Source organism: Methylobacterium sp. XJLW (genome assembly GCF_003254375.1).
In the GTDB taxonomy this organism is placed as follows: domain Bacteria; phylum Pseudomonadota; class Alphaproteobacteria; order Rhizobiales; family Beijerinckiaceae; genus Methylobacterium; species Methylobacterium fujisawaense.
The window spans coordinates 5,524,447-5,548,838 of sequence record NZ_CP016429.1 but is presented as its reverse complement, the minus strand read 5'-3'; the positions used below and the strand labels follow the sequence as shown (position 1 = coordinate 5,548,838).

The 24,392-nt window shown below is 71.4% G+C and carries 20 protein-coding genes and 1 pseudogene; 9 read left to right on the top strand and 12 right to left on the bottom strand.

The window, feature by feature from the left end:
• Positions 1-43 precede the first annotated feature (43 nt).
• Positions 44-526: an Hsp20 family protein gene (locus A3862_RS25525; protein ID WP_053609183.1), complete on the top strand. Its 483-nt coding sequence runs from the start codon at positions 44-46 to the stop codon at positions 524-526.
• Positions 527-676: 150 nt separating this feature from the next.
• On the top strand, positions 677-1,675 hold the full coding sequence (locus tag A3862_RS25520) for a GNAT family N-acetyltransferase (RefSeq protein ID WP_043347850.1): 999 nt from the start codon (positions 677-679) through the stop codon (positions 1,673-1,675).
• Between the two features lie 188 nt (positions 1,676-1,863).
• On the opposite strand, the gene A3862_RS25510 is transcribed toward A3862_RS25520, so the two are convergent.
• Entirely contained in the window at positions 1,864-2,313 is a 450-nt protein-coding gene (locus tag A3862_RS25510; protein WP_043347847.1) for a DNA-directed RNA polymerase sigma-70 factor, read from the bottom strand.
• 278 nt (positions 2,314-2,591) lie between these two features.
• Here A3862_RS25510 and A3862_RS25505 point away from each other — a divergent pair.
• The 4 genes and pseudogenes from A3862_RS25505 to A3862_RS25490 form a co-directional block, all read left to right on the top strand.
• Positions 2,592-2,993: pseudogene (locus A3862_RS25505) on the top strand (Kdo hydroxylase family protein); the annotation flags it as partial.
• 17 nt (positions 2,994-3,010) lie between these two features.
• Positions 3,011-3,310: an antibiotic biosynthesis monooxygenase family protein gene (locus tag A3862_RS25500; protein WP_043347845.1), complete on the top strand. Its 300-nt coding sequence runs from the start codon at positions 3,011-3,013 to the stop codon at positions 3,308-3,310.
• Between the two features lie 146 nt (positions 3,311-3,456).
• Positions 3,457-8,745 (top strand): alpha-2-macroglobulin family protein, encoded by a 5,289-nt coding sequence (locus A3862_RS25495; protein WP_043756196.1) that lies wholly within the window; start codon positions 3,457-3,459, stop codon positions 8,743-8,745.
• A gap of 280 nt (positions 8,746-9,025) precedes the next feature.
• Positions 9,026-10,150, top strand: a complete 1,125-nt coding sequence (locus A3862_RS25490) for a mechanosensitive ion channel family protein (RefSeq protein ID WP_043756198.1) — start codon at positions 9,026-9,028, stop codon at positions 10,148-10,150.
• Between the two features lie 181 nt (positions 10,151-10,331).
• Here A3862_RS25490 and rlmN read toward each other — a convergent pair whose 3' ends face one another.
• A complete protein-coding gene (rlmN, locus tag A3862_RS25480) occupies positions 10,332-11,606 on the bottom strand; it encodes a 23S rRNA (adenine(2503)-C(2))-methyltransferase RlmN (protein WP_043756199.1) in 1,275 nt (424 codons plus the stop codon).
• A 99-nt stretch (positions 11,607-11,705) separates the two neighbouring features.
• On the opposite strand from rlmN, the gene A3862_RS25475 reads away from it, so the two are divergent.
• The gene (locus A3862_RS25475) at positions 11,706-12,362 is read left to right on the top strand and encodes a class I SAM-dependent methyltransferase (RefSeq protein ID WP_043756200.1); all 657 of its coding nucleotides are present in this window, start codon (positions 11,706-11,708) and stop codon (positions 12,360-12,362) included.
• Between the two features lie 72 nt (positions 12,363-12,434).
• Here A3862_RS25475 and grxD read toward each other — a convergent pair whose 3' ends face one another.
• The 5 genes from grxD to recQ form a co-directional block, all read right to left on the bottom strand.
• Entirely contained in the window at positions 12,435-12,773 is a 339-nt protein-coding gene (gene grxD / locus A3862_RS25470; RefSeq protein ID WP_043347809.1) for a Grx4 family monothiol glutaredoxin, read from the bottom strand.
• Positions 12,774-12,819: 46 nt separating this feature from the next.
• The gene (locus tag A3862_RS25465) at positions 12,820-13,290 is read right to left on the bottom strand and encodes a DUF29 family protein (protein ID WP_236961526.1); all 471 of its coding nucleotides are present in this window, start codon (positions 13,288-13,290) and stop codon (positions 12,820-12,822) included.
• 56 nt (positions 13,291-13,346) lie between these two features.
• Positions 13,347-13,583: a BolA family protein gene (locus A3862_RS25460; RefSeq protein WP_007568343.1), complete on the bottom strand. Its 237-nt coding sequence runs from the start codon at positions 13,581-13,583 to the stop codon at positions 13,347-13,349.
• A 26-nt stretch (positions 13,584-13,609) separates the two neighbouring features.
• Positions 13,610-15,835 (bottom strand): phosphoribosylformylglycinamidine synthase subunit PurL, encoded by a 2,226-nt coding sequence (purL, locus tag A3862_RS25455; RefSeq protein ID WP_043347803.1) that lies wholly within the window; start codon positions 15,833-15,835, stop codon positions 13,610-13,612.
• A gap of 155 nt (positions 15,836-15,990) precedes the next feature.
• Entirely contained in the window at positions 15,991-17,832 is a 1,842-nt protein-coding gene (gene recQ, locus A3862_RS25450; RefSeq protein ID WP_043756204.1) for a DNA helicase RecQ, read from the bottom strand.
• Between the two features lie 83 nt (positions 17,833-17,915).
• On the opposite strand from recQ, the gene A3862_RS25445 reads away from it, so the two are divergent.
• Both A3862_RS25445 and A3862_RS32230 read left to right on the top strand, forming a co-directional pair.
• Positions 17,916-18,155 carry a type II toxin-antitoxin system VapB family antitoxin gene (locus tag A3862_RS25445; protein ID WP_043756206.1) on the top strand — a complete coding sequence of 80 codons (240 nt, stop codon included), beginning with the start codon at positions 17,916-17,918 and terminating at the stop codon, positions 18,153-18,155.
• Positions 18,156-18,330: 175 nt separating this feature from the next.
• On the top strand, positions 18,331-18,555 hold the full coding sequence (locus A3862_RS32230; RefSeq protein ID WP_236961524.1) for a type II toxin-antitoxin system VapC family toxin: 225 nt from the start codon (positions 18,331-18,333) through the stop codon (positions 18,553-18,555).
• Positions 18,556-18,559: 4 nt separating this feature from the next.
• Here A3862_RS32230 and denD read toward each other — a convergent pair whose 3' ends face one another.
• The 5 genes from denD to A3862_RS25415 form a co-directional block, all read right to left on the bottom strand.
• A complete protein-coding gene (gene denD / locus A3862_RS25435) occupies positions 18,560-19,537 on the bottom strand; it encodes a D-erythronate dehydrogenase (RefSeq protein WP_043756207.1) in 978 nt (325 codons plus the stop codon).
• A gap of 28 nt (positions 19,538-19,565) precedes the next feature.
• Positions 19,566-20,840: a 3-oxo-tetronate kinase gene (gene otnK / locus A3862_RS25430; RefSeq protein ID WP_043756210.1), complete on the bottom strand. Its 1,275-nt coding sequence runs from the start codon at positions 20,838-20,840 to the stop codon at positions 19,566-19,568.
• Positions 20,837-21,619 carry a 2-oxo-tetronate isomerase gene (gene otnI / locus A3862_RS25425; RefSeq protein ID WP_043756211.1) on the bottom strand — a complete coding sequence of 261 codons (783 nt, stop codon included), beginning with the start codon at positions 21,617-21,619 and terminating at the stop codon, positions 20,837-20,839. The genes otnK and otnI overlap by 4 nt, the downstream gene beginning before the upstream one ends.
• Before the next feature lie 167 nt (positions 21,620-21,786).
• Positions 21,787-22,701: an L-threonate dehydrogenase gene (gene ltnD, locus A3862_RS25420; protein WP_043756213.1), complete on the bottom strand. Its 915-nt coding sequence runs from the start codon at positions 22,699-22,701 to the stop codon at positions 21,787-21,789.
• Between the two features lie 106 nt (positions 22,702-22,807).
• Positions 22,808-24,130: an MFS transporter gene (locus A3862_RS25415; protein ID WP_043756216.1), complete on the bottom strand. Its 1,323-nt coding sequence runs from the start codon at positions 24,128-24,130 to the stop codon at positions 22,808-22,810.
• Between the last annotated feature and the right edge of the window lie 262 nt (positions 24,131-24,392).

Below are 24,392 nucleotides of genomic sequence, written 5' to 3'. Positions count from 1 at the left end.
TCGGGCGGACCGGAATTGCATGTTGCTCACACGAGGATATGTCATGCGTCAGTTCGATCTCGCTCCCCTGTACCGTTCCACCGTCGGCTTCGACCGCCTGTTTTCCGCCCTCGACCAGTTCGCGAGCGCCGAGGCGGCCCCGACCTATCCGCCCTACAACATCGAGCGGACCGGCGAGAACGCCTACCGCATCACCGTCGCGGTCGCCGGCTTCACCGAGTCCGACCTGTCGATCGAGGTGCGGGAGAACGCCCTCACGCTGAAGGGCGAGCGCAAGGCCGAGGGCAAGGCGGAGTTCCTGCACCAGGGCATCGCGGCCCGCGCCTTCGAGCGCCGGTTCCAGCTCGCCGACCACGTCCAGGTGACGGGTGCGGCGCTCGAGAACGGCCTCCTCCACATCGACCTCGTCCGCGAGGTTCCGGAGGCGAAGAAGCCCCGTCGCATCGAGATCGCCACGGCGGCGCGCCCGAGCGCTCCGGTGATCGAGGGCGATGTCCGCAAGGACGCGGTCCAGCAGGCCGCCTGATCCCGCGCCCGCGCGGAACCGTCAGGTTGATGGAGCGCCCCGGCCCCGGCCGGGGCGCTTTCTTGCGTGGGCTGTCATAATGGCGTGTGCCCTTCGTGCTCTGTGTCGGATTCGACGGTGCACGGACGCGCACCCGGAGTGAACCCGACCATGGTCGCCAATCTCGCCCGCGGAGCCTACAGCGCGCTCGGAGCCGGCTGGCACAAGGGCGTGCAATGGGGGGTCGGCGCGCCGATCGCGAAGCTGCGCCGCCGGTCGATGCCGCTCCCGGGCGTCGAGGGGGCGAACGGAATCGCCGATCTCCTCTCGGCCGAGCGGGCGATCCGCCTGCCGGAGCCGTTCGAGGGGCGCAGCCTCGGCCGCATCGGCAGCCTGGAGGTGCGGCTGGCGACGCGAAAATCCGAGATCCGGCGGGCGCAGCGGCTGCGCTACAAGGTCTTCTACGAGGAGATGTCGGCGGTGCCCTCCGGGCTCGCCGCCCTGTCCCGGCGCGACGTCGACAGCTACGACGCGGTCTGCGATCACCTCCTCGTCCTCGACCATGCCGCCCCGAAGCGGAAGAAGCCCTTCGTCGAGCCGCGTCCGAAGGTCGTCGGCACCTACCGGTTGCTGCGCGGCGCGGTGGCCGAGCGGCATACCGGCTTCTATTCCGAGAGCGAGTACGACCTCGCGCCGCTGCTGGCCGCCCAGGGGCATCGGCGGCTCCTGGAACTCGGCCGTTCCTGCGTGCTCAAGCCGTACCGGAGCAAGCGCACCGTCGAGCTGCTCTGGCAGGGGATTTACGCCTACGTCCTGCACCACAAGATCGACGCGCTGATCGGCTGCGCCAGCCTGGAGGGCACCGATCCGGACCGGCTGGCCCTGCCGCTCGCCTTCCTGCACCACCATGCCCGCGCGCCGGAGGGCTGGCGGGCCCGGGCACTGCCGAAGCGTGCCGTGGCGATGGACCGGATGCCGAAGGAGGCCGTGGACACGAAGGCCGCGCTTCACGCCCTGCCGCCGCTGATCAAGGGCTACCTGCGCCTCGGCGCGACCTTCGGCGACGGCGCGGTGATCGACCACCAGTTCGGCACGACGGACGTGTTCGTGACGCTGCCGGTGGAGGTGATCGGCGCGCGCTACCGGGGCCATTTCGCGCCGGCCGGGTGAGGGGCCGGCGCGGCCCGAGGCCGTCATCCAGCCACCCCTCCTCATCCTGAGGTGCGGGCGCGCAGCGGCCGCCTCGAAGGAGAGGTCCAGCCAGCCGCGCGATCCCTGGAGCCCGCCTTCGGGTCCGCTTCGCGGTCACCTCAGGATGAGGGGACCTGTCGGGAGGAACGAACTCTTCGGCCCCGTCCCTACAGATCCCCCAGCGCCAGCTGACCCTGGTTGCGTGCCTTCGGCGGCGCGGCCTTGCGCTCCTTGGCCCGCGCGGAGGCGGCGCGGGCAACGGGCGGCTTCTTGGGCTTCGGGTCGCCGCGCATCCGGGCGACCGCCTTGTCGCGGGCCACGGCCTCCGGGGCCGTGGGATCGTCGGTCAGCCACTTGCCGCGCTTGATCACCTCGTTCACGCGGCCCTGGTTGACCCCGACCTTGAAGGCGATCTCCTGCTGGGTCATGCCGGTCGTGGCGTGCAGGTCGAGGATCGCCCGGGCGAGCTCCGGGGTCATCTTCTGACCCGTCAGGCGCCGGGCGGGCTTCACCGTCCGGGTCGCGCGGTCGCGCTCGCGCAGGCGCTCCAGAAGCGCCAACGCCATGTTCATGCCGTGCTCGCGCAGGGCCTCTTCGAATTCCTTCAACGTCGCCATCGGCGCCAACCTCCGCCGGGCTCTCGGGCCGGTTACTCGCGGGGGAACGTGCCGGGAACGAAGCGGTTGCGCAAGCCGAGGGGCGAGGGGGGCCGCACCGTGTCGGTGGACGGCGGGTGTCATCCACCGGAAATGCGCGGCCCTGGCCTCCCCCGGCGGCTCGGCGCCAGGGGCCGGGGGTCAGGACGGCCGTCAGTCCGCCGACGATGATCACCCCGATCCGCAGGATCGCCTCCGGCGAGGCGCCCGGCTTCCTCGTCCGGGCGCCGGAGGCGGGGGCGGCGGGCGAGCCGCGGCGCTGGCGGATCGGCGAGGATTTCAGGTCGCTGGCGGAGGGGCTTATGCCGCGGCTGCCGGGCTACGCGCCGCTCAAGGCGCGGCTGCTCGCGGCCCTGCGCGTCACCAAGGCCAAGCGCTCGGGATACGACCACCTGATGCCGCACCTGCACGACGCACTGAAGCGGGACGAGACCTGTCAGGCCGAGTCGCCCCAGGCCGACGTGGACTTCCAACCCGGCGAGACCTGGGGCACTTTCTCGGACCTCGTGATGCACGGGGCCATGGGCGGCCGTTCCATGCTGGAGCAGACCGTCTATCTGCCGGTCTCGGCGCAGGCCGACCCCTCTTCAAGCCCGCATCGCATCCTGGCGGCCAAGCTCGGCCGCGCCCTCCGCACCTGAGACAAGGACATCAGACCATGATCCTCGAGATCGCGCAGATCGAGATCAAGCCCGGCATGGAGGCCGAGTTCGAGGCAGGCATCACCGAAGCCTCGGCGATCTTCAAGGCGGCCAAGGGCTGCCGGGCCTTCGAGGTGCGGCGCTCCGTCGAGCATCCGCAGCGCTACCGGCTTCTGATCCACTGGGACACGCTGGAGGCCCACACCAAGGACTTCACCGGCTCGCAGCCCTGGCAGGAGTATCGCGCCCTGGTCTCCCACTGCTTCGCCGGACCGGTGGCCGTCGAGCATACCGAGCAGGTTCTGAAGGCGTTCTGAGCGCCGCCGCGCTGCGCCCCGGACGGCGCCCGCCAGAGGGGCGACGCGTTGCGGCGCGCGCCTCCGGTGCTAGGCTCCCGCATGAGCGAACCCGAAGCGAATCATCGGGGGCGCGGCAGGCGGGAACCAGGCTGGGGAACAGGCTGATGGCGCGGCTCGGACAGCTCGCGGGTGCCCTGGCGCTCCTCGGATGGATCGCGGGGCCGGCCCTCGCCCAGACCGCGCCGGCGGCCCGCACGACCGCACGGGCGGTGTCGGCCGCATCGGCGTCGTTCGCGAAGAGCTTCGTCCGGGCCGACCTCGCCAGCGCTGCGGTCCGCCTGGAGACCGCGCTGAAGGCGGAAGCCGGGGGACCGCTGCGGCCGGCCGGCCAGTCCCGCGCCGCCGGGCTGGCCCTGCTCACCGCCGACAAGCCGGACGAAGCGCTGGCGCCGCTCGCCGCCGCGGTGGCGGCCGACCCGGCCGACGCGCGCAACTGGCAGGCCTATGCGCGCGGGGCCGCGGCGGCCCTGGGCGCGCTCGAGGACAACGACTATCAGGGCCGGTCGCGCCTGCGCGGTCGGGTGACGGCCGCCGCCTACCGCGCCTACGAGCGCGCCGGCACGGCCGCCGACGCCGCGGCGTCGCTGGCGGCCCTGGGGGCGGCAGAGGCCGAGCAGGAATCCTGGCGCCCGGCGCTGGACGCCTACGCGGCGAGCCTCGCCCTGGCCGAGACCGGTCCGGTCCGGGAGACCTACGAGACCCTGCGGGCGCAGCACGGCTTCCGCATCCTCGATTACAAGGTCGATTCCGACGCGGCCGCCCCGCGGGCCTGCTTCACCTTCTCGGAGGCGATCAAGCCCAAGACCGACTACGCCCCCTTCGTCGCCGTCTCGGGTAGCAGCGCGGCCGCGGTGACCGGGGAGGGCTCCCAGGTCTGCGTCGATGGGCTCAAGCATGGCGGCCGCTACGCCATCGTGGTCCGCCCCGGCCTGCCGTCGGCCGTCGGCGAGAGCCTGCTCAAGGCCGCCGACTACGAGATCTACGTCCGCGACCGCGCCCCGCAGGTGCGCTTCACCGGGCGCAACTACGTCCTGCCGCGCACGGGGCAGGCGGGCGTGCCCCTGGTCTCGGTGAACGCGCCCAAGCTCGACGTCGAGGTGCTGCGCATCGGCGACCGCAGCCTGCTGCCGACCCTGCGGTCGGAGGACTTCCTGGGCCAGCTCAGCGGCTCCACCGCCCGGACGATCGCCTCCGAGAAGGGCCAGCGCGTCTGGAAGGGCACCCTCGACACCGCCAAGGCCGAGATCAATCAGGAGGCCGTCACCGCCTTCCCGGTGCTGCAGGCCGTGGGCAAGCTGGAGCCCGGCCTCTACGTGATGCTGGCCCGCCCCTCGGGCACGGCCGCCTCCGACGAGGAATACGATACGCAAGCGACCCAGTGGTTCGTGGTCTCCGACCTGGGACTCACCGCCACCAAGGGCCGGGACGGGGTCACCGTGGTCCTGCGCTCGCTGGCCTCCGCGCAGGTGATGGCGGGCGCCGAGATCCGGCTGATCGCCCGCAACAACGAGGTGCTGGGCACGCGGACCACGGATTCGCAGGGGCATGTCGCCTTCGATCCGGGTCTCGCCCGCGGGGAGGGCGGCTTGGCGCCGAGCCTCGTGGTCGCCCAGGCGGGCGGCGATTACGGCTTCCTCGACCTCAACCTCGGCGCCTTCGACCTTACCGACCGCGGCGTGAAGGGGCGGCCCGAGACCGGCGGCCTCGACGCCTACCTGTTCCCGGAGCGCGGGGTCTACCGCACGGGCGAGACCGTCCAGCTCACCGCCCTGCTGCGCGATCCCCGCGGCGCCGCCGTGCCGGACCTGCCGCTGACCCTGGTGGTCAAGCGGCCGGACGGCGTCGAGTACCGGCGCGTCTCGGTGCCCGACCAGGGGCTCGGCGGCCGCGCCCTGCCGCTGCCGCTCCTGTCGGGGGCGATGCACGGGACGTGGCGGGTCTCGGCCTACACGGACCCGAAGGCGCCCGCGATCGGCGAGACCAGCTTCCTCGTGGAGGATTACGTCCCCGAGCGGCTGGAGGTGACCCTCAAGGCCCGGCAGGCGGCCCTGAACCGGGGCGAGGCCGCGCAGGTCGACGTCGCCGCCCGCTACCTCTACGGCGCCCCGGGGGCGGACCTCGACGTGTCGGGCAGCGTGACCGTGCAGGCGGCCGCCACCAGCGGCATCAAGGGGCTCGAGGCCTACGCCATCGGTCTCGACGACGAGGCCGTGGAGCCGGCGACGCAGGAACTGCAGGAGCATGCCACCACGAACGCGCAGGGCGGGGCCACCGTCACGGTGCCGGTGCCCCAGGTCGCGGCCCCGCGCGCCCTGGAGGCGAAGATCACGCTGGCGGTCGGCGAGCCCGGCGGCCGGGCGCTGTCGCGCAGCCTGACCCTGCCGATCCTCCCGGCCGGCCCGGTCCTCGCCCTGCGCAAGGGCTTCACCGACCTGAAGGAGGGCGGGGTCGCGGGCTTCGACGTGGTGTTCGCGCGCCCCGACGGGGCGCTCCTCGCCCGGCCGGGCGTGAGCTGGACCCTGTCGCGGATCGATTCCTCCTACCAGTGGTATCGGACGGACGGGCGCTGGTCGTTCGAGGCGGTCAAGTCCGCCCGGCGCATCGCCAGCGGCACCGTCGACCTCACGGCCGCCGGTCCGAGCCGGATCGAGGCGCCGGTCGGCCTCGGCCGCTATCGGCTGGAGGTCTCGGCCGCGGGTGCCCCGGAGGCGACCGCGAGCCTCGGCTTCGAGGTGGGCTGGGGCGGCTCCGAGACCGCGGAGGCGCCCGACCTCCTCGACCTGACCCTCGACAAGGCCGCCTACGCGGCCGGCGACACGCTGCGGGCCAAGCTCAGCCCGACGTTCAAGGGTCAGGCCAGCCTGATGGTCGTCAGCGACCGCGTGCACCACACCCTGGAGGTCAGCGTGCCGGAGGGCGGCACCACGGTCAGCATCCCGGTGAAGGCCGAGTGGGGCGCCGGCGCCTACCTGGTGGCCACCGCCTACCGGCCCCTCGACCAGGCGGCCAAGCGCCTTCCGGGCCGGGCGCTGGGTCTGGCGTGGTTCTCGGTGGACCGGGAGCGGCGCAGCCTCGGGGTCGCCCTGAAGGCGCCGGAGCGGGCGCGCCCGCGCCAGGACCTGACCCTACCGGTCCAGCTCACGGGCCTGAAATCCGGCGCGCCGGCGCGGATCACCGTGGCCCTCGTCGATGTCGGCATCCTCAACCTGACCCGCTACGCGGCGCCGGATCCGACCCAGTACTTCCTCGGCCAGAAGGCGCTCGGGCCGGAGGTCCGCGATCTCTACGGTTACCTGATCGACGGCATGCAGGGCTCGGCCGGTGCGATCCGCTCCGGCGGCGACGCGGGCGGCGGCGAGCTCGCCGATTCCCCGCCGACGCAGGCGCCGCTGGCGCTCTATTCCGGCGTCGTGACCGTGGGGCCGGACGGCGCGGCCAGCGTCACCTTCCCGATCCCGGCCTTCAACGGCACCGGCCGCGTCATGGTTACCGCCTGGAGCGGCGACCGGGTCGGGCAGGCCCAGGCCGACGTGATCATCCGCGACCCGGTCGTGCTCAGCGCCACGCTGCCGCGCTTCCTCGACACCGGCGACCGCTCGCGCCTGTTCGTGGCCCTCGACAATGTCGAGGGGCAGGGGGGCGAGTACACGGTCGACCTGAGCCCGACCGGCCCGGTGGTGGTCGGCGCCAGTGCGCTGCGCCAGACGCTGCGGCTGGAGGCCGGCGCCAAGGGCCAGTTCGCGATCCCGCTCACCGCCGCAGGACCGGGCACGGCCCGCCTCGACCTCGCCTTGTCGGGGCCCGGGCTCCCGTCCACCCTGAACCAGAGCTTCGCCCTGGGGATCTCGCCGGGAACCGGGGCGCTGCTGCGCCGCTCGGTGCGCAGCCTCGCCCCCGGGGCGGGGCTGACGCTGACGTCGGATCTCCTCGCCGACCTGCAGCCGGGGACCGGCAGCGTCTCGCTCTCGGCCACACCCCTGCCGGGGGTCGATGTGGCGGCGCTGCTCCGGGCTCTCGACCGCTACCCCTACGGCTGCTCCGAGCAGGTGGTGAGCCGGGCGATGCCGCTGCTCTACGTCAACAAGCTCGCGGCCCTGGAGAAGCTCGCCCTCGACGCGGGCGCCGACGATCGGGTGCGCGAATCGATCGAGCGCCTGCTCGCCCGCCAGGATTCGAGCGGCGATTTCGGCCTGTGGTCGGCGCAGGGATCAAGCGACCTCTGGCTCGACGCCTACGTGACCGACTTCCTCACCCGCGCCCGGGAGCGCGGCTTCGCGGTGCCGCAGAAGGCCTTCGCCCAGGCGCTGGACTACCTGCGCAACGCCGTGGCCAACGCCACCGAGGTGCGCAACGGCGGCGCCGACCTCGCCTACGCGGCCTACGTGCTCGCCCGGAACGGCCGACCGGTGATGGGCGACCTGCGCTACCTCGCCGACACCAAGATCGGCGACTTCTCCTCCGCCCTCGGGCGGGCGCAACTCGCCGCCGCCCTGGCTCTGCTGGGCGACCGCGGACGGGCCGCCAAGACGATGGACTCGGCGCTCACCCTGCTGCGCGCCGACCGCGACAAGGGAGTCTATCGCGCCGATTACGGCTCCCGCCTGCGCGACGGGGCCGGGCTGATCACGCTCGCCGCCGAGAGCGGGCTGGCGCAGGGGGCACTGGGCCCCGCCGCTTCCGTGCTCGGCGAGGAGCAGCAGGCCGAGCGCTCGACGAGCACGCAGGAGAATGCCTGGATGGTGCTCGCCGCCGAGAGCCTGTCGAACGAGGCGGGCGCCCTGTCGTTCACCGTGGACGGCGCCCCGCAGACCGGAATGCTGGCCCGGGTCTACCGGGAGGCGGCCCTGGCCGACCGGGGCGTTCAGCTCACCAATACCGGCCGCGCGCCTGTGCAGGTGGCCGTGACCGTCAACGGCAGCCCCCTGGTACCGGAGCCGGCGGCGCAGCAGGGCTACACGATCGAGCGCAGCTTCCGCCGCCTCGACGGCAGCACCGTCGACCCGGCGAGCGGCCTGCGCCAGAACGACCGGCTCGTGGTGGTGCTCAAGGTCACGGAGGCCAAGGCGGAGGCGGCGCGGCTCCTGCTGGTCGATCCGCTGCCGGCGGGGCTGGAGATCGACAATCCGAAGCTGCTGGACGCCGACGCGCTCCAGGGGCTCGCCTTCGCCAAGTCGGACGTGCAGCCGGTCCACACCGAGTTCCGGGACGACCGGTTCGTGGCGGCCTACGACCGCGACCCGAGCCAGTCGGCCTTCTTCACCGTGGCCTACACGGTGCGGGCGGTCTCCCCCGGGACCTACGTCCATCCGGGCGCCACCGTGGAGGACATGTACCGGCCCGCCCGGTTCGGCCGGACCGCCTCGGGCAGCGTGACGGTCGGGACGGCGAAGTAGGACGGGCGGCGTTCGAGCACTGCGCTCCCGTCATCGCGAGCGAAGCGAAACGACCCGGGGCAGCGCGCCATCGGTGCGCGTGGCGCTGCCCTGGATGGCTTCGCTGCGCTCGCAAGGACGTCGGTGCTGAAGCCCTCGTCCGGGACCCGCCTCGGACGCGACGGCGCAACCCGCCGGGCCGGGCCGCTGCGTTGCGGCGGGCACATGGTGCGTCGCGGAACCCCCGTAATCGCCCGTCCTTTCCCACTGGTCCCGTTCGGAACCCGTGGAGCGATGCCCGATGCCGGACCTCGACGCGCTCGCCGGCTCCGCAGCCCGCGCGCTGGCCTACCTGCCGTGGTGGGCCGAGAGCCTGATCCTCATCGTCGCCTGCTGCGCCGTGGTGATGCCCCTGCACGGTGTCGTCTACCGGGCGATGAAGCGGGCGGTCGCGGGCAAGAGCCTGTTCTGGCGCTCGCTGGTCTCGCGTACCCGCGGGCCGAGCCGCCTCGGCCTGATCGTGGTGGCGATCAGCCTCGCCTCGACCACGGTGCATCTGTCCTGGGAGGTGCGGATCGCCCTCAACCAGATCCTGCTGGTGGCCTTCGTGACGCTGACCGGCTGGTGCTGCGCCACCGCGCTCCACATCGCCACTGTCATCTACCTGCGCCGGTTCAAGCTCGACGCCGAGGACAACCTTCTGGCGCGCAAGCACTTCACCCAGATGCGCATCCTGGAGCGGGCCGGCGTGACGCTGGTGGCGCTGATCACCCTCTCGGTGGCGCTGATGACCTTCGAGCCGGTGCGCCAGTACGGGGTCAGCCTGCTGGCCTCGGCGGGCGCGGCGGGCCTCGTCCTCGGCCTCGCCATGCAGCCGGTCCTGTCGAACCTCGTGGCCGGCATCCAGATCGCCATCACCCAGCCGATCCGGATCGAGGACGCGATCATCGTCGAGAACGAGTGGGGCTGGGTGGAGGAGATCACCGCCACCTACGTGGTGGTCCGCCTCTGGGACTGGCGCCGGCTGGTCCTGCCGCTGACCTACTTCATCCAGAAGCCGTTTCAGAACTGGACCCGCGACGGCGCCTCGCTGATCGGCAGCGTGTTCGTCTACGTCGACCACCGGGCGCCCGTCGCGGCGATGCGCGAGAAGCTCGCCGAGATCGCCAGGGCCACGCCCCTGTGGGACGGCAAGGTCGTGAACCTCCAGGTCTCGGACGCGAAGGAATCGACGATCGAGATTCGGATGCTGGTGAGCGCCCGCAACGCGCCCCAGGCCTGGGACCTGCGCTGCGTGGTCCGCGAGGCGATGATCACGTGGCTCCAGGCCGAGCACCCGGAGGCCCTGCCGCGGCACCGGACGGAATGGGTCGGCGCCGAGGAGCCGGCCCTGCGCCGGGCGGAGGAGCGGCGGTTCGCGGCGTGAGGTACTGCGTTCAGTGTTGCGGGATTCCCAGCCACGCCCTCATCCTGAGGTGCCGAAGCGCAATGGAGGACTCGAAGGAGGGCTCCAGGAATCGCAGCGGCTTCTGGAGGGCTCCTTCGAGGCGGCTTCGCCGCACCTCAGGATGAGGGCGCGGGTTGGATGTCTTCCGATGGACCGTCGCTCAGTCGTCGGCGCCGGCGTAAAAACTCTCCACGCCGATGCCCTCCTCCTGCATCAGCCGGGCGCGGGCGCGCAGCTTCTCGGTCTCGCTCTTGAGCTGGCCGCAGGCCGCCAGGATGTCCCGGCCCCGGGGCGTACGCACCGGCGAGGCGTAGCCGGCGTTGAACACGATCTCGGAGAAGCGCTCGATCCGGTCCCAGTCGGAGCATTCGTAGCGGCTGCCCGGCCAGGGATTGAACGGGATCAGGTTGATCTTGGCCGGGATGCCCTTGAGCAGGCGGACCAGCTCCCGCGCGTCCGCGTCCGAATCGTTGACGCCCTTCAGCATCACGTACTCGAAGGTGATCCGGCGGGCATTGCTCAGGCCCGGATAGGCCCGGCAGGCGGCGAGCAGCTCGGCGATCGGGTATTTCCGGTTGAGCGGCACCAGCTCGTCGCGCAGGTCGTCGCGCACGGCGTGGAGCGAGATCGCCAGCATGGCGTTGGCCTGCTCGCCGAGGCGCGGGATCTGCGGCACGACCCCCGACGTCGAGACCGTGATGCGCCGCCGGGACAGGCCGAGCCCCTCCTGGTCCGACATCACCCCCACCGCGTCCACCACGGCGTCGAGATTGTAGAGGGGCTCGCCCATGCCCATGAACACGATGTTGGTCACGAGCCGGCCGACCTCGCCGGCACCGCCGGCGTCGCGGCTCGGCATCTGGCCGGGCCAGTCGCCGAGCTCGTCCCGGGCGGTGACGAGCTGCTGCACGATCTCGGCGGCCGAGAGGTTGCGCACGAGGCGCTGCGTGCCGGTGTGGCAGAACGAGCAGGTCAGGGTGCAGCCGACCTGGGAGGACACGCAGAGCGTGCCCCGGTCCGGGCCGGGAATGTAGACGCACTCGATCTCGGCGCCGCGATTGTGCTCCTGCCGGTTGGTCGGCGCCATGCGGAGCAGCCACTTGCGGGTGCCGTCCCGGGAGACCTGCCGGCTGGCCACCTCGGGCCGCTCCAGGGTGAAGTGCTCGGCGAGCTGCGCCTTCAAGGCCTTGCCGACATTGGTCATCTCGGCGAAGTCGGACGCCCCGCGGAAATTGACCCAGTGCCAGACCTGGCCGGCGCGCATCCGGCTCTCGCGCTCGGGCACGCCCATGCCGACGAGCTGCGCCTTGAGGGCGTCGCGGGTCAGGCCGACCAGCGATGGGCGGCGGCCGGGCAGCGCCTCGGGGAGGAGATCGGGCGCCTTCTCGATCGCGGCATCGGCCGCGCGGGCGCTGTCGAGCGACGGCGTCGCCATGGCGTTCAAACAATCCATACGATTGGAAAGGGTCTGATATAGGCGATCGCGCCGGCGAATGCGAATGCGCGCTGGCGACGGCTGACCCCACGGAGAGCCATGACGACCGACACGCAGGCCGGGCAGGCGATCTACAATCCGCGGACGCTGCAGATCTACGACCTCGTCGTGCTGCGCCTGTCGAACCCGCTGATCTGGCGCTGCCCCACGGCGCGGATCCTGGATCTCTACGACCGGCACGCGGGCTTGGCGCATTGCGACGTCGGGGTCGGGACCGGCTGGTATCTCGACCGGTGCCGCTTCCCCGCGCCTGCGCCGCGCATCGGCCTGATGGACCTCAACGCCGACAGCCTCGCCTTCGCGGCCGACCGGATCGCGCGCTACCGGCCCGAGACCTACCGGGTCGACGTGCTCGGCGCTCCGGCCACCGGCATCGCGCCGTTCGACTCGATCGGGATGACCTACCTGCTCCACTGCCTGCCGGGCGACATCGCCGCCAAGGCGAAGGCCTTCGACACGGTGCGGCCGTGCCTGCGGGACGACGGGGTGGTGTTCGGCGCCACGATCCTGTCGGGGGGCGTCCCGACCACGGCTGCGGCGCGCGCGCTGATGCGAGTCTACAACCGAAAAGGGGTGTTCTCGAACAGCGCAGACACGCTGCCGGCCCTGCGCGCGGCCCTCGATCAGCGGTTCCGGTCGGTGGAGATCACGGTCGTCGGCTGCGTCGCCCTGTTCGTGGCGCGGGAGCCCCGCTGACCCGGCCACCGTCCGCGCACACGAAAAAGGGCGCCCGCAGGCGCCCTGATCCGTTCGGCCAGTCCCAAAAAATCAGGCGGCTGCGGTCTTCACCGGCACACCCTTCTCGGCCAGGAAGGTCTGCAGCTCGCCCGACTGGAACATCTCGCGGGTGATGTCGCAGCCGCCGACGAACTCGCCCTTCACGTAGATCTGCGGGATGGTCGGCCAGTTCGAGAAGGCCTTGATGCCCTCGCGGATGCCCTGATCGGCCAGCACGTTCACGCCCTTGAACGGCACGCCGAGGTAGTTGAGGATCTGCACCACCTGCCCCGAGAAGCCGCATTGCGGCATCTGCGGCGTGCCCTTCATGAACACCACCACGTCCTGGGAGGCGATCTCGTTCTGGATGGTCGTGTTGGCGTCGGTCATCGAGTTAGTCCTCGTTCGTCCTGTGACGGTTTATCGTGCAGCAAGCTTATAAGCTTGGCGTATGCTTCCTTGATTCCGCGATTTGCAGCAGTATCGCGTCCATATCAAAGCGTGCCGAAAGAAGCTCGTCCGGATCAACCGGACAGCTATCCGGCAGGTTGGGCAGAAGGCCATCACCGTATGGCGTAAGACCCAAGTTGGCGGTTTCGCGTGCGGATTTCCAGATCCGGTCCCAATCCAAACGCTGCCGCATCGATCGCTCGAACCTGTTGCGCGCGGCGATTTGGAACGTCAGCGTCTCCTCACGCCAGGGGCGGGTGACGGGCAGATCCGGCGCCGATAGGCGCTTCAGCATATGGGCGAGAGCCTGGACCAGCAAACCCTCAACGGCTCGAAGTTGAGACCGTCCTACGCTCTCGATCTCCTCGGCGACATTCTCCCAGTCAACCGCATTCGACAGGTCGCTGCGGGCTCCGAGCGCGCGCAGAGCCGCAGCCTGCTCCTCGGCCGAGGTCACGATGTCGTCGTCGTAGAGACTCGGTCGATCCATCGGGAGAGCTACCGCGAGAAGGCCTAATCCTGCGGGACACCCGTGGTCAGCGCAAGGGCGTGGAGGACGCCGCCCATCCGGCCCTGAAGAGCGCCGTAGACCATCTGGTGCTGCGCCACCCGTGTCTTGCCCTTGAAGGCCGCCGACAGGACGGTGGCGGCGTAGTGGTCGCCATCGCCCGCGAGGTCGCGGATCTCCACCTGCGCGTCCGGCAGCGCTTCGCGGATCATGCGCTCGATCTCGCCCGCATCCATCGGCATCGGCAAACTCCTGGGCGTAAGGGGGTTCAGGCGGCGGGAGCGGCCGGCTGGCTCGCCATATAGGCGGGCAGCCAGCCCTCGTGCGCCGTAGACAGGTCGGCCAGCGATATGGTCTCGCCGCCCGGCAGGGTCAAACGGTCGGAGCCGGTAACGCCGACCACCGCCGCGTCGATCCCCTGCGCCGAGGCGCTGTAGAGGAGGTCGCTGGCAGCTTCCGGATCGATCGCCAGCAGGTAGCGGCCCTGGTCCTCGCCGAACAGGTAGGCGTGGGGGGCGAGATCCACCGGCACCTCGGGCAGGGCAGCGCCGATGCCGCCGGCCATCGCCATCTCGGCGAGGGCGACCGCGAGGCCGCCGTCGGAAAGGTCGTGGACCGTGTCGACGGCGCCCGACTGGATCAGGGTGCGGACGAAGTCGCCGTTGCGGCGCTCCAGGGCGAGATCCACCGGCGGCGGCGCGCCCTCCTCGCGGCCCTCGATCACCGACAGGTAGGCGGATTGGCCAAGCCAGCCCTCGCCGGAGCCGATCAGCACCAGCACGTCGCCCTCGCGCTTGAGGGCGATGGTGGCGTGGCGCGCCACGTCGTCGAGCACGCCGACGCCGCCGATGGTCGGGGTCGGCAGGATGCCGACGCCGTTGGTCTCGTTGTAGAGCGAGACGTTGCCGGACACGACCGGGAAGTCCAGCGCCCGGCAGGCCTCGCCGATGCCCTGCAGGCAGCCGACGAGCTGGCCCATCACCTCGGGCTTCTCGGGATTGCCGAAGTTCAGGTTGTCGGTGATGGCGAGCGGCTTGGCCCCGACCGCCGTGATGTTGCGCCACGCCTCGGCCACGGCCTGCCGGCCGCCCTCGACCGGGTCGGCCTCGCAATAGCGCGGGGTGACGTCGCAGGTGAGCGCCAGCCCCTTCGGCCCGTCCTCGACCCGCACGATGGCGGCGTCGCCGCCGGGCTTCTGGACGGTGTTGCCCAGGATGAAGTGGTCGTACTGCTCGAAGACCCAGCGCTTGGACGAGAGGTCCGGGGAGCCGACGAGGCGCTTGAGCGCGTCGGTGAGCGAGGCCGGGGCCGGAACCTCGGAGGCCGCGAGCACCGGCAGGTGCGTGTTGGACAGGTGCGGCCGGTCGTAGAGCGGCGCCTCGTCGCCGAGCTCCTTGATCGGCAGGTCGGCCACGGTCTCCCCGTGCCACTTGATCACGAAGCGCAGCGTGTCGGTGGTCCGGCCGATCACCGCGAAGTCGAGCCCCCACTTCACGAAGATGGCTTCCGCCTCCGCCTCCATGCCGGGCTTGAGCACCATGAGCATGCGCTCCTGGCTCTCGGAGAGCATCATCTCGTAGGGGGTCATACCCTCTTCGCGGGCCGGCACCTTGTCGATGTCGAGTTCGACGCCGAGGTCGCCCTTGGCGCCCATCTCAACGGCCGAGCAGGTGAGGCCGGCGGCGCCCATGTCCTGGATGGCGATCACCGCCCCCGAGGCCATCAGCTCCAGGCAGGCTTCGAGCAGCAGCTTCTCGGCGAAGGGATCGCCGACCTGCACGGTCGGACGCTTCGACTCGGAGGCCTCGTCGAACTCGGCCGAGGCCATGGTGGCGCCGTGGATGCCGTCGCGGCCGGTCTTGGAGCCGAGATAGACGATCGGGTTCCCGATTCCGGCGGCGGCCGCGTAGAAGATCCCGTCGGTGCGGGCGAGCCCCACCGCCATGGCGTTGACCAGGATGTTGCCGTCGTAGCGCTTGTGGAAACCGGTCAGACCGCCGACGGTGGGCACGCCGAAGGAGTTGCCGTAGCCGCCCACGCCCGCGACCACGCCGGAGACGAGGCTGCGGGTGCGCGGATGGTCGGGGGAGCCGAAGCGCAGGGCGTTGAGCGCCGCGATCGGCCGAGCGCCCATGGTGAACACGTCGCGCAGGATGCCGCCGACACCGGTCGCCGCGCCCTGATAGGGCTCGATGTAGCTCGGGTGGTTGTGGCTCTCCATCTTGAACACGCAGGCGAGCCCGTCGCCGATGTCGATCACGCCGGCGTTCTCGCCCGGTCCCTGGATCACCCACGGCGCCGAGGTCGGCAGCCCGCGCAGGTGCTTGCGGGAGGACTTGTAGGAACAGTGCTCGTTCCACATGGCCGAGACGATGCCGAGTTCGGTCAGCGTCGGGTCGCGCCCGATCAGGCCGCGAAAGCGCTCGTACTCGTCCGGCGTCAGGCCGTGCTGGGCCACGAGCTCGGGGGTGATCGGAACGTCGTTGCGGAACATGGGGCAGCCTCGACGAGGGCGGTCCGGGAGCCCCGACAGGACCCCCGACCCGATAAGCGACCCGAACCGGGCAGCGTGCGGCGACGGTGACGGATTAGTGCGTTCTCCCACCGCGTTGCAATACGCCGTCTGACGCCACCGTGGATGAAGCCCGGTCACGCGGCCGGCGGATGGGCCAGGAAATCGGCGATCGCCGCCACGAACTTGTCGCCGTAGGCCTCGCGCTTGCGCTCGCCGACCCCGTGGACCGTGCGTAGAGCCCAGAGGTCGACGGGCTTCTGGCGGGCCATCTCGATCAGCGTTCGATCGGGGAAGACCATGAAGGCCGCGATGCCCTCGGCCCGGGCCAGCGTGGCGCGCAGGCCGCGCAGGTGCTGGAACAGCGCCTCGTCGGCCTCCGAGAGGGCGATCTCGCCGTCCTCGCGGGATGCAGGCCGGCGTCGCTCGCGGGATTCGGCCTTCGGCTCCGGATCCGGGCGGAGCTGGACCGGCTCCCGGCCGAACAGGATCGCCTCGCCCTTCTCGGTCATGGACAGGCCGCCGAAGCCGTCGGCGTTCTCGGCGATCGCCCCGGCCGCGAAAAGCTGGCGCAGGATCGCCCGCCACGCGGCCACCGGCTTGTCGGCGCCGACCCCGAAGGTCTTGAGGCTCGCGTGGCCGTTGCGGCGGATCTGCTCGCTCTCCTTCCCGTGGACCACGTCGCAGATATAGGCCGCGCCGAAGCGCTGGCCGGTGCGCACGATGGCCGAGAGGATCTTCTGCGCCGAGACCGTCCCGTCCACGAGGGTGACGCCGCCGCGGCACAGGTCGCAGCGGCCGCAAGGGCCGCTCGCCTCGCCGAAATAGGCGAGCAGCGACTGGCGGCGGCAGGTGGCGCCCTCGCACAGGGTGATCATCGCCTCGAGCTTGCGCCGCTCGACCCGGCGGCGCTCGTCGGAGATCTCCTTCTCGTCGATCTGGCGGCGGCGCAGCGCCATGTCGTCGAGGCCGTAGAGGGTCAGCGTGTCGGCGGGCAGCCCGTCGCGGCCGGCGCGGCCGATCTCCTGGTAGTAGCCCTCGACGTTGTTGGGCATGTCGGCGTGGCAGACGAAGCGCACGTCGGGCTTGTTGATGCCCATGCCGAAGGCGATGGTGGCGGTCATCACCACCCCGTCCTCCTGCAGGAACCGGTCCTGGTTGCGCATGCGCGTGCCCTGGTCGAGGCCGGCATGGTAGGGCAGGGCGTCGAACCCGTCCTTCTTGAGGGTCTCGGCCAGTTGCTCGACGCGCTTGCGCGAGGAGCAGTAGATGATCCCGCTCTCCGCCCGCCGATGCTTCAGGAACCGCTCGATCTGCCGGGCCGGGTTGTCCTTGGGCTGGAAGGTCAGCCGGATGTTCGGCCGGTCGAAGGAGTGGACGAAGATCTTCGGGGGCCGGTCCTGCGGGAACAGCCGCTCGGCGATCTCCGCGCGGGTCGCGGCATCGGCGGTGGCGGTGAGCGCCAGGGTCTGGATGTTGCCCAGCGCCACCCGGGCCCGGGCGATCTCCCGGTACTCGGGCCGGAAATCGTGGCCCCATTGCGAGACGCAATGCGCCTCGTCCACCGCGAGCCGCCGGACCCCGGCCCCGCGCAGGGCCTCGATGCAGCCCTCCATCAGCAGGCGCTCGGGGGACACGAACAGGAGACGGAGGTCGCCCGAGCGCAGGGACCGCCAGGTCTCGCGGGACTCCGTCTCCGCCACCGTCGAGTTGAGGGTGGCGGCCTCGATGCCGACGCTCTTCATCTGCTGCACCTGATCGTGCATCAGCGCGATCAGCGGCGAGACCACGACGGTCAGACCGGGCTCGACCAGGGCGGGGAGCTGGTAGGTCATCGACTTGCCGGAGCCGGTGGGCATCACGGCGAACACGTCGGCGCCGTCCAGCACCGCGCCGATCACCTCGTCCTGCCCGGGCCGGAAATCCTCGTAGCCGAAGGTCTTCTTGAGCGCGGCGCGGGCCTCGTCGAGGCGGGTCATCGGGATCCTTGATCGGGGTTCTGGCCGCCCTTGCGGCAGGGGTGTGTAGACACTGGCCTCCGTGCGTCTATACGGGGGCTGCCATGCCGCTCAACATCCGCAGCGAAGAGGTGAATCAGCGCGCCGAGAAGCTGGCATCGCGGACGGGCGTGAGCAAGACCGAGGCGGTGCGACCCGCGCTCAAGAACGGACTGGCGCGGCAGAACGCGGAGCGCGAGGCTTTCCTGGAGCCGGTCAAGCCGATCCAGGACAGGTTGGCATCCTTCCCGTCGACGGGCCTCAAGGCGGATGAGGCCTTCTACGACAGCCTGAACGCCGCGTGATGTTCGTCGACGCGTCCGCCAGCATGGCGATCGTCGCCGGCGAGCCGGGACATTCTGCGCTGATGGATCGGTTGCGCGACAGTCCCGTGCGGCTCACGAGCGGCGTTGCCGTGTATGAGGCGGTGCTCGCCATCACCCGGCTCCAGGCCGTCTCGCCCGAAGTCGCCAAGAGATCGTGGACGATTTTCTGGCCGCCACAGGCGTCACGCGGGTCCCGATCGCCGAAGCGGAGACGCGCCTCGCCCTCGCGGCCCACGCCCGCCACGGCAAGGGCCGCCACCCGGCGCGCCTGAATCTCGGCGACTGCTTCGCCTGTGCCTGCGCGCGGATGCACGGCGTGCCGCTGCTCTACGTCGGCGACGCCTTTCCGCAGACCGACATCCGCTCCGCCCTGGCCTGACGCCTCAGCCGCCGTGGAACTCGGCCACGTGCTGGGCCACGATCGCGTCGAAGGATTCATCCGCCCGGAAGCCCAGAGCCAGGGCCGCCTCCGGCTCGAAGGCCTCCGGCCAGGAGCCGACGATCCGCGCGATGGTCGCGTCCGGCGCGCGCCGGATCAGCGCCACGGCCTTGTCGCCCGCCGCGCGGCGCAGGGCCTCGATCTCCTCGGCGACCGTGGCGGAGACGCCCGGCATGGTCAGGCTGATCCGGGGGCCGATCGCCGCGAGGTCGAGCCCGGCGGCGTGGACGAGGAAGCCGACCGCCGCGGCGGGGCTGGCGAACCAGTGCCGCACCGTGTCGGGCACCGGCAGGATCGCTTCCTGGCCGGCCAGCGGCTCGCGGATGATGCCGGAGAAGAAGCCCGAGGCCGCCTTGTTGGGCTTGCCCGGCCGCACGCAGATGGTCGGCAGGCGCAGACCGATCCCGTCGAGGAAGCCGCGGCGCGCGTAGTCGGCGAGCATCAGCTCGCCCATGGCCTTCTGCACCCCGTACGAGGAGGCCGGTCGCAGGATGTGGTCGTCCGGGATCACCTTGGGGAAGGGCGGCCCGAACACCGCGAGGGAGGAGGTGAAGACGAGCTTCGGCCGGTAGCCGTCCGCCGCGTTGGCCGCGCGGATCGCGTCGAGGAGCAGGCGGGTACCGTCGAGATTGACCCGGTAGCCGAGTTCCAGGTTGGCCTCAGCCTCGCCGGAGACCACCGCGGCGAGGTGGAAGATCACCCCCGGCCGCCCGGCGATGGCGGCCTCGGCGGCACCCGGGGCCGTCAGGTCGGCGGCCTCGGCCCGCACCGGGCCGGAGAAGCCTTCCGGCGCCGCGGGCGGAACCACGTCGAGCAGGGTGAGGGCGCTGAGCATCTGCCCGCCGACCTGGCCGTCCTTCACCAGGGCGTCCACGAGGCGGCGGCCGATCATGCCGGCGGCACCGAGAATCAGGGCGTGCATGGGAAACCTCTCGTCGGAGTATGCGGCCTCAGGCCATCATGTCGAGGGCGCGGCCGAAGAAGTCCGGGCCGCCGAAATTGCCGGATTTGAGGGCGAGCAGCATCGGCTCCGGTCGCCCTGCGGTCCGCAGCACCGGTACGCCCGCGGCGATCTCCGGCCCGAGCAGGAAGGCGGTGAGGCCCAGCCGGTCGACCACCGACCCCGAGGTTTCGCCGCCGGCGACCACGAGCCGGCGCACGCCGCGGGCGACGAGGCCCTCGGCGATGGCGGCCAGCGCCGCCTCGATGGCGTGGCCGGCCGCGTCGACCCCGTGTTCGGCCTGGAGGGCGCGCACCGCCTCGGGGGGCGCCGAGGACGCGATCAGCACCGGGCCTGCGGCGAGCCGTTCCGCCGCGAAGGCCAGGGCCTCGGCCACCACGTCGGCGCCGGCGAGCAGCCGGGCCGGGTCGAGGCGCATCACCGGCATGATCTTCTCCGCCGCGGCGACCTGCTGGAGGGTCGCCTGCGAGCAGCTGCCGGCGAGGCAGGCGGCGGCCCCGCCCACCGGCTCGCCCACGGCGGCCCCGGCGGCATCCTGCGTGCCGCGCCCGTCGGCCACCAGCGCCCGGGCGAGCCCGAGCCCGAGACCGGACGCCCCCACGGAGAATTTCTCGGCGATGATCGCCCGCCCGAGGGTTTCGAGATCGCTGTCGAAGATCGCGTCCGCGATGGCGGCGCCCTTGCCCTCGGCCGCCAGGTCCTGGAGGCGGGCCGCCACGGCCTCCGCACCCCGGGCCACCGTGGCGGTGTCGATCAATCCGACCGGGCTGGCGCTCTGGCGCCCGAGCACGCGCACGAGGTTGGCGTCGCGCATCGGGTTGAGCGGATGGTCCTTCAGGGGACTCTCGTTCAGCGGCACGGATCCGACGAACAGGTTGCCCTGGTAGACGCTCCGGCCCGTCTCCGGGAACGCCGGGGTCACGAGCGCGATGGCCGCGCCGGCCTCGGCCCGCAGGGCGTCCATCACCGGGCCGATATTGCCCGCATCCGTCGAATCGAAGGTCGAGCAGACCTTGAACATCACGTGGGCCGCGCCCCGGGCCCGCAGCCAGGCTTCCGCCTCGCGGGAGCGGGCCACGGCCTGGTCGGCCGGGATCGAGCGGCTTTTCAGCGCCACCACCACCGCGTCGGCCTCCGGCAGGGCGCGGCCCTCCTCAGGCACCCCGATGGTCTGGATCGTGCGCAGGCCCGCCTTGGTCAGGGTGTTGGCGAGGTCCGAGGCGCCCGTATAGTCGTCGGCGACGCATCCCAGCGCGAGGCTCATCGGGCGCTCCCCTTGTAGGCGGCGAGCCAGCCGAGGCCCGCGACGGTGTCGGCGGCCGGGATGTACTCGCAGCCGACGAAGCCGCGGTAGCCGAGCCGGTCCAGCTCGTCGAACAGGAAGAAGTCGTTCATCTCGCCGGTTCCGGGCTCGTGGCGCTCGGGCACGCTCGCCGTCTGGACGTGGCCGATGATCGGCATCAGGGCGCGCAGCCGCATGGTCACGTCGCCGTGCAGGATCTGGCAATGGTAGAGGTCGAACTGCAGCTTCAGGTTCGGCAAAGCCAGCTCACGGATCAGGTCCGCGGCGCGGCCGAAATCGTTGAGGAAGTAGCCCGGCATGTTCCGGCCGTTGATCGGCTCCAGGACGAGGTCGAGGCCGGCGTGGGCGAGCCGCTCGGCCGTCCAGGTCACGGCCCGACGGTAGGATTCGGCGGCCTTGGGATCGTCCCAGGGGGCGAGGCCCGCCATGAGGTGAAGCCGGCCCACGCCGGTCGCCTCGGCGTAGCGGAGCGCCGTGTCGACACCCGCCTTCAGCTCGTCGAACCGCTCGGGGAAGGCGGCGATCCCGCGCTCGCCCCCGGCGAAGTCGCCCGGCGGCAGGTTGAACAGCGCCTGGGTCAGGCCGTTCGCCCGGAGCCGCGCGCCGATGGCCTCGGGCGGATGCTCGTAGGGGAACAGGAACTCCACGGCGTCGAACCCGGCGCGGGCCGCAGCCTCGAACCGGTCGAGGAACGGCACCTCGTTGAACATCAGGCTGAGGTTGGCGGCGAAGCGCGGCATTCTTTTGGGACTCCCTGCCCGATCCTTAGAAACGCGACGGTCCGCTCAGCGGACCACGATCCAACCCAATCCCCGCATCCTGAGGTGCCGGAGCGCAGCGGAGGCCGCGAAGGCGGCCCGCTGGCGCGGGCACCTCAGGATGAGGAAGCGGGTGGGATCAGGCCTCCTCAGGCCGTCCCCGGCAGCTTCGCCCCCGAGACCTGCGCGTAGAGCCGCGCCACGGAGGCGTCGTCGTCGCGGCCCATGCCGGCGCCGGACGCCATCAGGAACATCTGGAGCGCCGCGGCCGCCACCGGGACCGGGTACTTCTCCGCCCGGGCCATGTCCTGCACGATGCCGAGATCCTTGACGAAGATGTCGACCGCGCTCTTCGGGCTGTAATCCGCGTCCAGGATGTGGGGCACCCGATTCTCGAACATCCAGGAATTGCCGGCCGACTTGGTGATCACCTCGTAGACGCGCCGGAGATCGAGGCCCTGCTTGGCCGCGAAGGCCATCGCCTCGCAGGCGGCGGCGATATGCACCCCGGCCAGCAGCTGGTTGATCATCTTGAAGGCCGCGCCCTGGCCGGCCGCGTCGCCGAGCTCGTAGAGCGTGCCCGCCATGGCATCGAGGGCGGGCCGCGCCTTCGCGAAGGCCGCCGCCGAGCCCGAGGCCAGGAAGGTCAGGCCGCCGTCGGCCGCGCGGGCGGCGCCCCCGCTCATCGGGGCGTCGAGATAGTGGCGGCCGGTGGCCTCCAGCCGGGCGGCGAGCGCGCGCGCGACGGCCGGATCCATGGTGGCGGAGGAGACGAACACCGCGCCCTCCGGCATCGCGGCGGCAGACCCGTTCTCGCCGAACAGCACCGCCTCGGTCTGGGCGGCGTTGACCACCACGCTCACCACCACGTCGGCATCCCGCGCCGCCTCGGCGGGGTTCGCGGCGCCCCGGCCGCCGGCGGCGGCGAAGCGCGCCACCGCCTCCGGGTTCACGTCGCAGGCGGCGACCGAGAAGCCCGCCCGCAGGAGCGAGCCGGCCATGCCGGAGCCCATGGAGCCCAGGCCGATCACCGCGGCGCGGCGGGTGGGGGTGTCTGTGGTCATCGCGGGCTGATCCTGCCTGAAGGGAAGGGCGCCCCTGCGTCGCCGCGCGGGGCCCGAGGCCCCACTCCCGCCGGGAGAGGGGCCGTGTCGCGCTCGGCTCGAAGCCTCAGCGGTTGACCATCCGGGCCGGCGTGACGAACACGCAGACCGAGCCGACCACCAGCATCGCGGCGAGCGCGTACATGCCGGCGGCGGTGCTACCGGTGGCGTCGCGCAGCGCCCCGATCACGTAGGGGCTGACGAAGCCGGCAAGATTGCCCACCGAGTTGATCAGGGCGATGCCGGCCGCCGCGCCGGCGCCGCTGAGGAACGCCGTGGGCAACGACCAGAACAGGGGCGAGCAGGTCAGCACGCCGGCCGCCGCCACCGAGAGGGCCGCCACCGCGATGGTGGTCGAGCCCGCGCTCGCCGAGACCACGAAGCCGACGGCGCCGAGCAGGGCCGGGACGATCAGGTGCCAGCGGCGCTCGCGCATCCGGTCGGCGCTGAGCCCGAACAGAACCATCACGATGGCCGCGCACAGGAACGGGATTGCGCTGATCAGGCCGATGTTGAGATTGCCCTGCACGCCCGACGCCTTGACGATCGTGGGCATCCAGAAGGTGAGGCCGTACTGCCCGGTCACGAAGGCGAAGTAGATCAGGCTCATGAACCACACGCGGCCGTTGCGGAACACGGTGGCGATGGAGTGCGGGCTCGATTCCTTGCCCCGGTTGTCGGCGGCGATGTCGCGCTCAAGGAGCTGCTTCTCGGCGTCGCTCAGCCACTTCGCCTCGGCCGGGCGGTTGTCGAGGTAGAAGAACACGGCGAGTCCGATGAGCACCGCCGGCACCGCCTCGATCAGGAACATCCACTGCCAGCCGGACAGGCCCTGGGCGCCGTTGAACGCGTCCATGATCCAGCCGGAGAGCGGGTTGCCGAAGATCCCCGAGATCGGGATCGCCGCCATGAACACCGCGATCACCTTGGCGCGGCGATGGGCCGGGAACCACGACGTCGTGTAGAGGATCACGCCCGGATAGAAGCCGGCCTCGGCCAGCCCGAGCAGGAAGCGCATCCCGTAGAAGCTCCACTCGGAGTTCACGAACAGGAACGCGCCGGAGATGATTCCCCAGGTGATCATGATCCGGGCGATCCACACCCGCGCGCCGACCCGGTGCAGGATCACGTTCGAGGGCACCTCGAACAGGAAGTAGCCGAGGAAGAAGATCCCGGCACCGAGGCCATAGACCGTCTCGGAGAACTTCAGCTCCTGGGACATCTGGAGCTTGGCGAAGCCGACATTCACCCGGTCGAGATACGCCACCACGTAGCAGAGCATCAGGAACGGCACGAGGCGCCAGAACACCTTCGCGTAGGTGCGGTCGGCGAAGGACTTTTCGTCCGCGGGCGTGGTGGCGCCCCCCAGCGGAGCGGCTTGGACCGGCATGGCGTTCTCCCTCGCCCATACGCTCGCGCGGATGGGCGGATCATGGTCTTCGCCGCTCGTCGGGCGGCGCTGGGGCGGTGCCATATCGCCTTTTGGCAGCGCTGCCAATCCGGTTGTGCGACATAATGCAGGCCGCTATGTCAGGGGTCGGATCGCTGAGGACGGTCTTCCCAATTGCACCCCCATCCCGCGGTGGCGCAGCGCAGCGGAGGCCTCGAAGGAGCCCTCCAGGGAGCGCCGCGCCGTCTGGAGACCTTCTCCT

Coding starts and splice junctions, on each gene's coding strand:
- A3862_RS25525 (WP_053609183.1), top strand. CDS start 44: ATGCGTCAGTTCGATCTCGCTCCCCTGTACCGTTCCACCGTCGGCTTC.
- A3862_RS25520 (WP_043347850.1), top strand. CDS start 677: ATGGTCGCCAATCTCGCCCGCGGAGCCTACAGCGCGCTCGGAGCCGGC.
- A3862_RS25510 (WP_043347847.1), bottom strand. CDS start 2,313: ATGGCGACGTTGAAGGAATTCGAAGAGGCCCTGCGCGAGCACGGCATG.
- A3862_RS25500 (WP_043347845.1), top strand. CDS start 3,011: ATGATCCTCGAGATCGCGCAGATCGAGATCAAGCCCGGCATGGAGGCC.
- A3862_RS25495 (WP_043756196.1), top strand. CDS start 3,457: ATGGCGCGGCTCGGACAGCTCGCGGGTGCCCTGGCGCTCCTCGGATGG.
- A3862_RS25490 (WP_043756198.1), top strand. CDS start 9,026: ATGCCGGACCTCGACGCGCTCGCCGGCTCCGCAGCCCGCGCGCTGGCC.
- rlmN (WP_043756199.1), bottom strand. CDS start 11,606: ATGGCGACGCCGTCGCTCGACAGCGCCCGCGCGGCCGATGCCGCGATC.
- A3862_RS25475 (WP_043756200.1), top strand. CDS start 11,706: ATGACGACCGACACGCAGGCCGGGCAGGCGATCTACAATCCGCGGACG.
- grxD (WP_043347809.1), bottom strand. CDS start 12,773: ATGACCGACGCCAACACGACCATCCAGAACGAGATCGCCTCCCAGGAC.
- A3862_RS25460 (WP_007568343.1), bottom strand. CDS start 13,583: ATGCCGATGGATGCGGGCGAGATCGAGCGCATGATCCGCGAAGCGCTG.
- purL (WP_043347803.1), bottom strand. CDS start 15,835: ATGTTCCGCAACGACGTTCCGATCACCCCCGAGCTCGTGGCCCAGCAC.
- recQ (WP_043756204.1), bottom strand. CDS start 17,832: ATGACCCGCCTCGACGAGGCCCGCGCCGCGCTCAAGAAGACCTTCGGC.
- A3862_RS25445 (WP_043756206.1), top strand. CDS start 17,916: ATGCCGCTCAACATCCGCAGCGAAGAGGTGAATCAGCGCGCCGAGAAG.
- denD (WP_043756207.1), bottom strand. CDS start 19,537: ATGCACGCCCTGATTCTCGGTGCCGCCGGCATGATCGGCCGCCGCCTC.
- otnK (WP_043756210.1), bottom strand. CDS start 20,840: ATGAGCCTCGCGCTGGGATGCGTCGCCGACGACTATACGGGCGCCTCG.
- otnI (WP_043756211.1), bottom strand. CDS start 21,619: ATGCCGCGCTTCGCCGCCAACCTCAGCCTGATGTTCAACGAGGTGCCG.
- ltnD (WP_043756213.1), bottom strand. CDS start 22,701: ATGACCACAGACACCCCCACCCGCCGCGCCGCGGTGATCGGCCTGGGC.
- A3862_RS25415 (WP_043756216.1), bottom strand. CDS start 24,130: ATGCCGGTCCAAGCCGCTCCGCTGGGGGGCGCCACCACGCCCGCGGAC.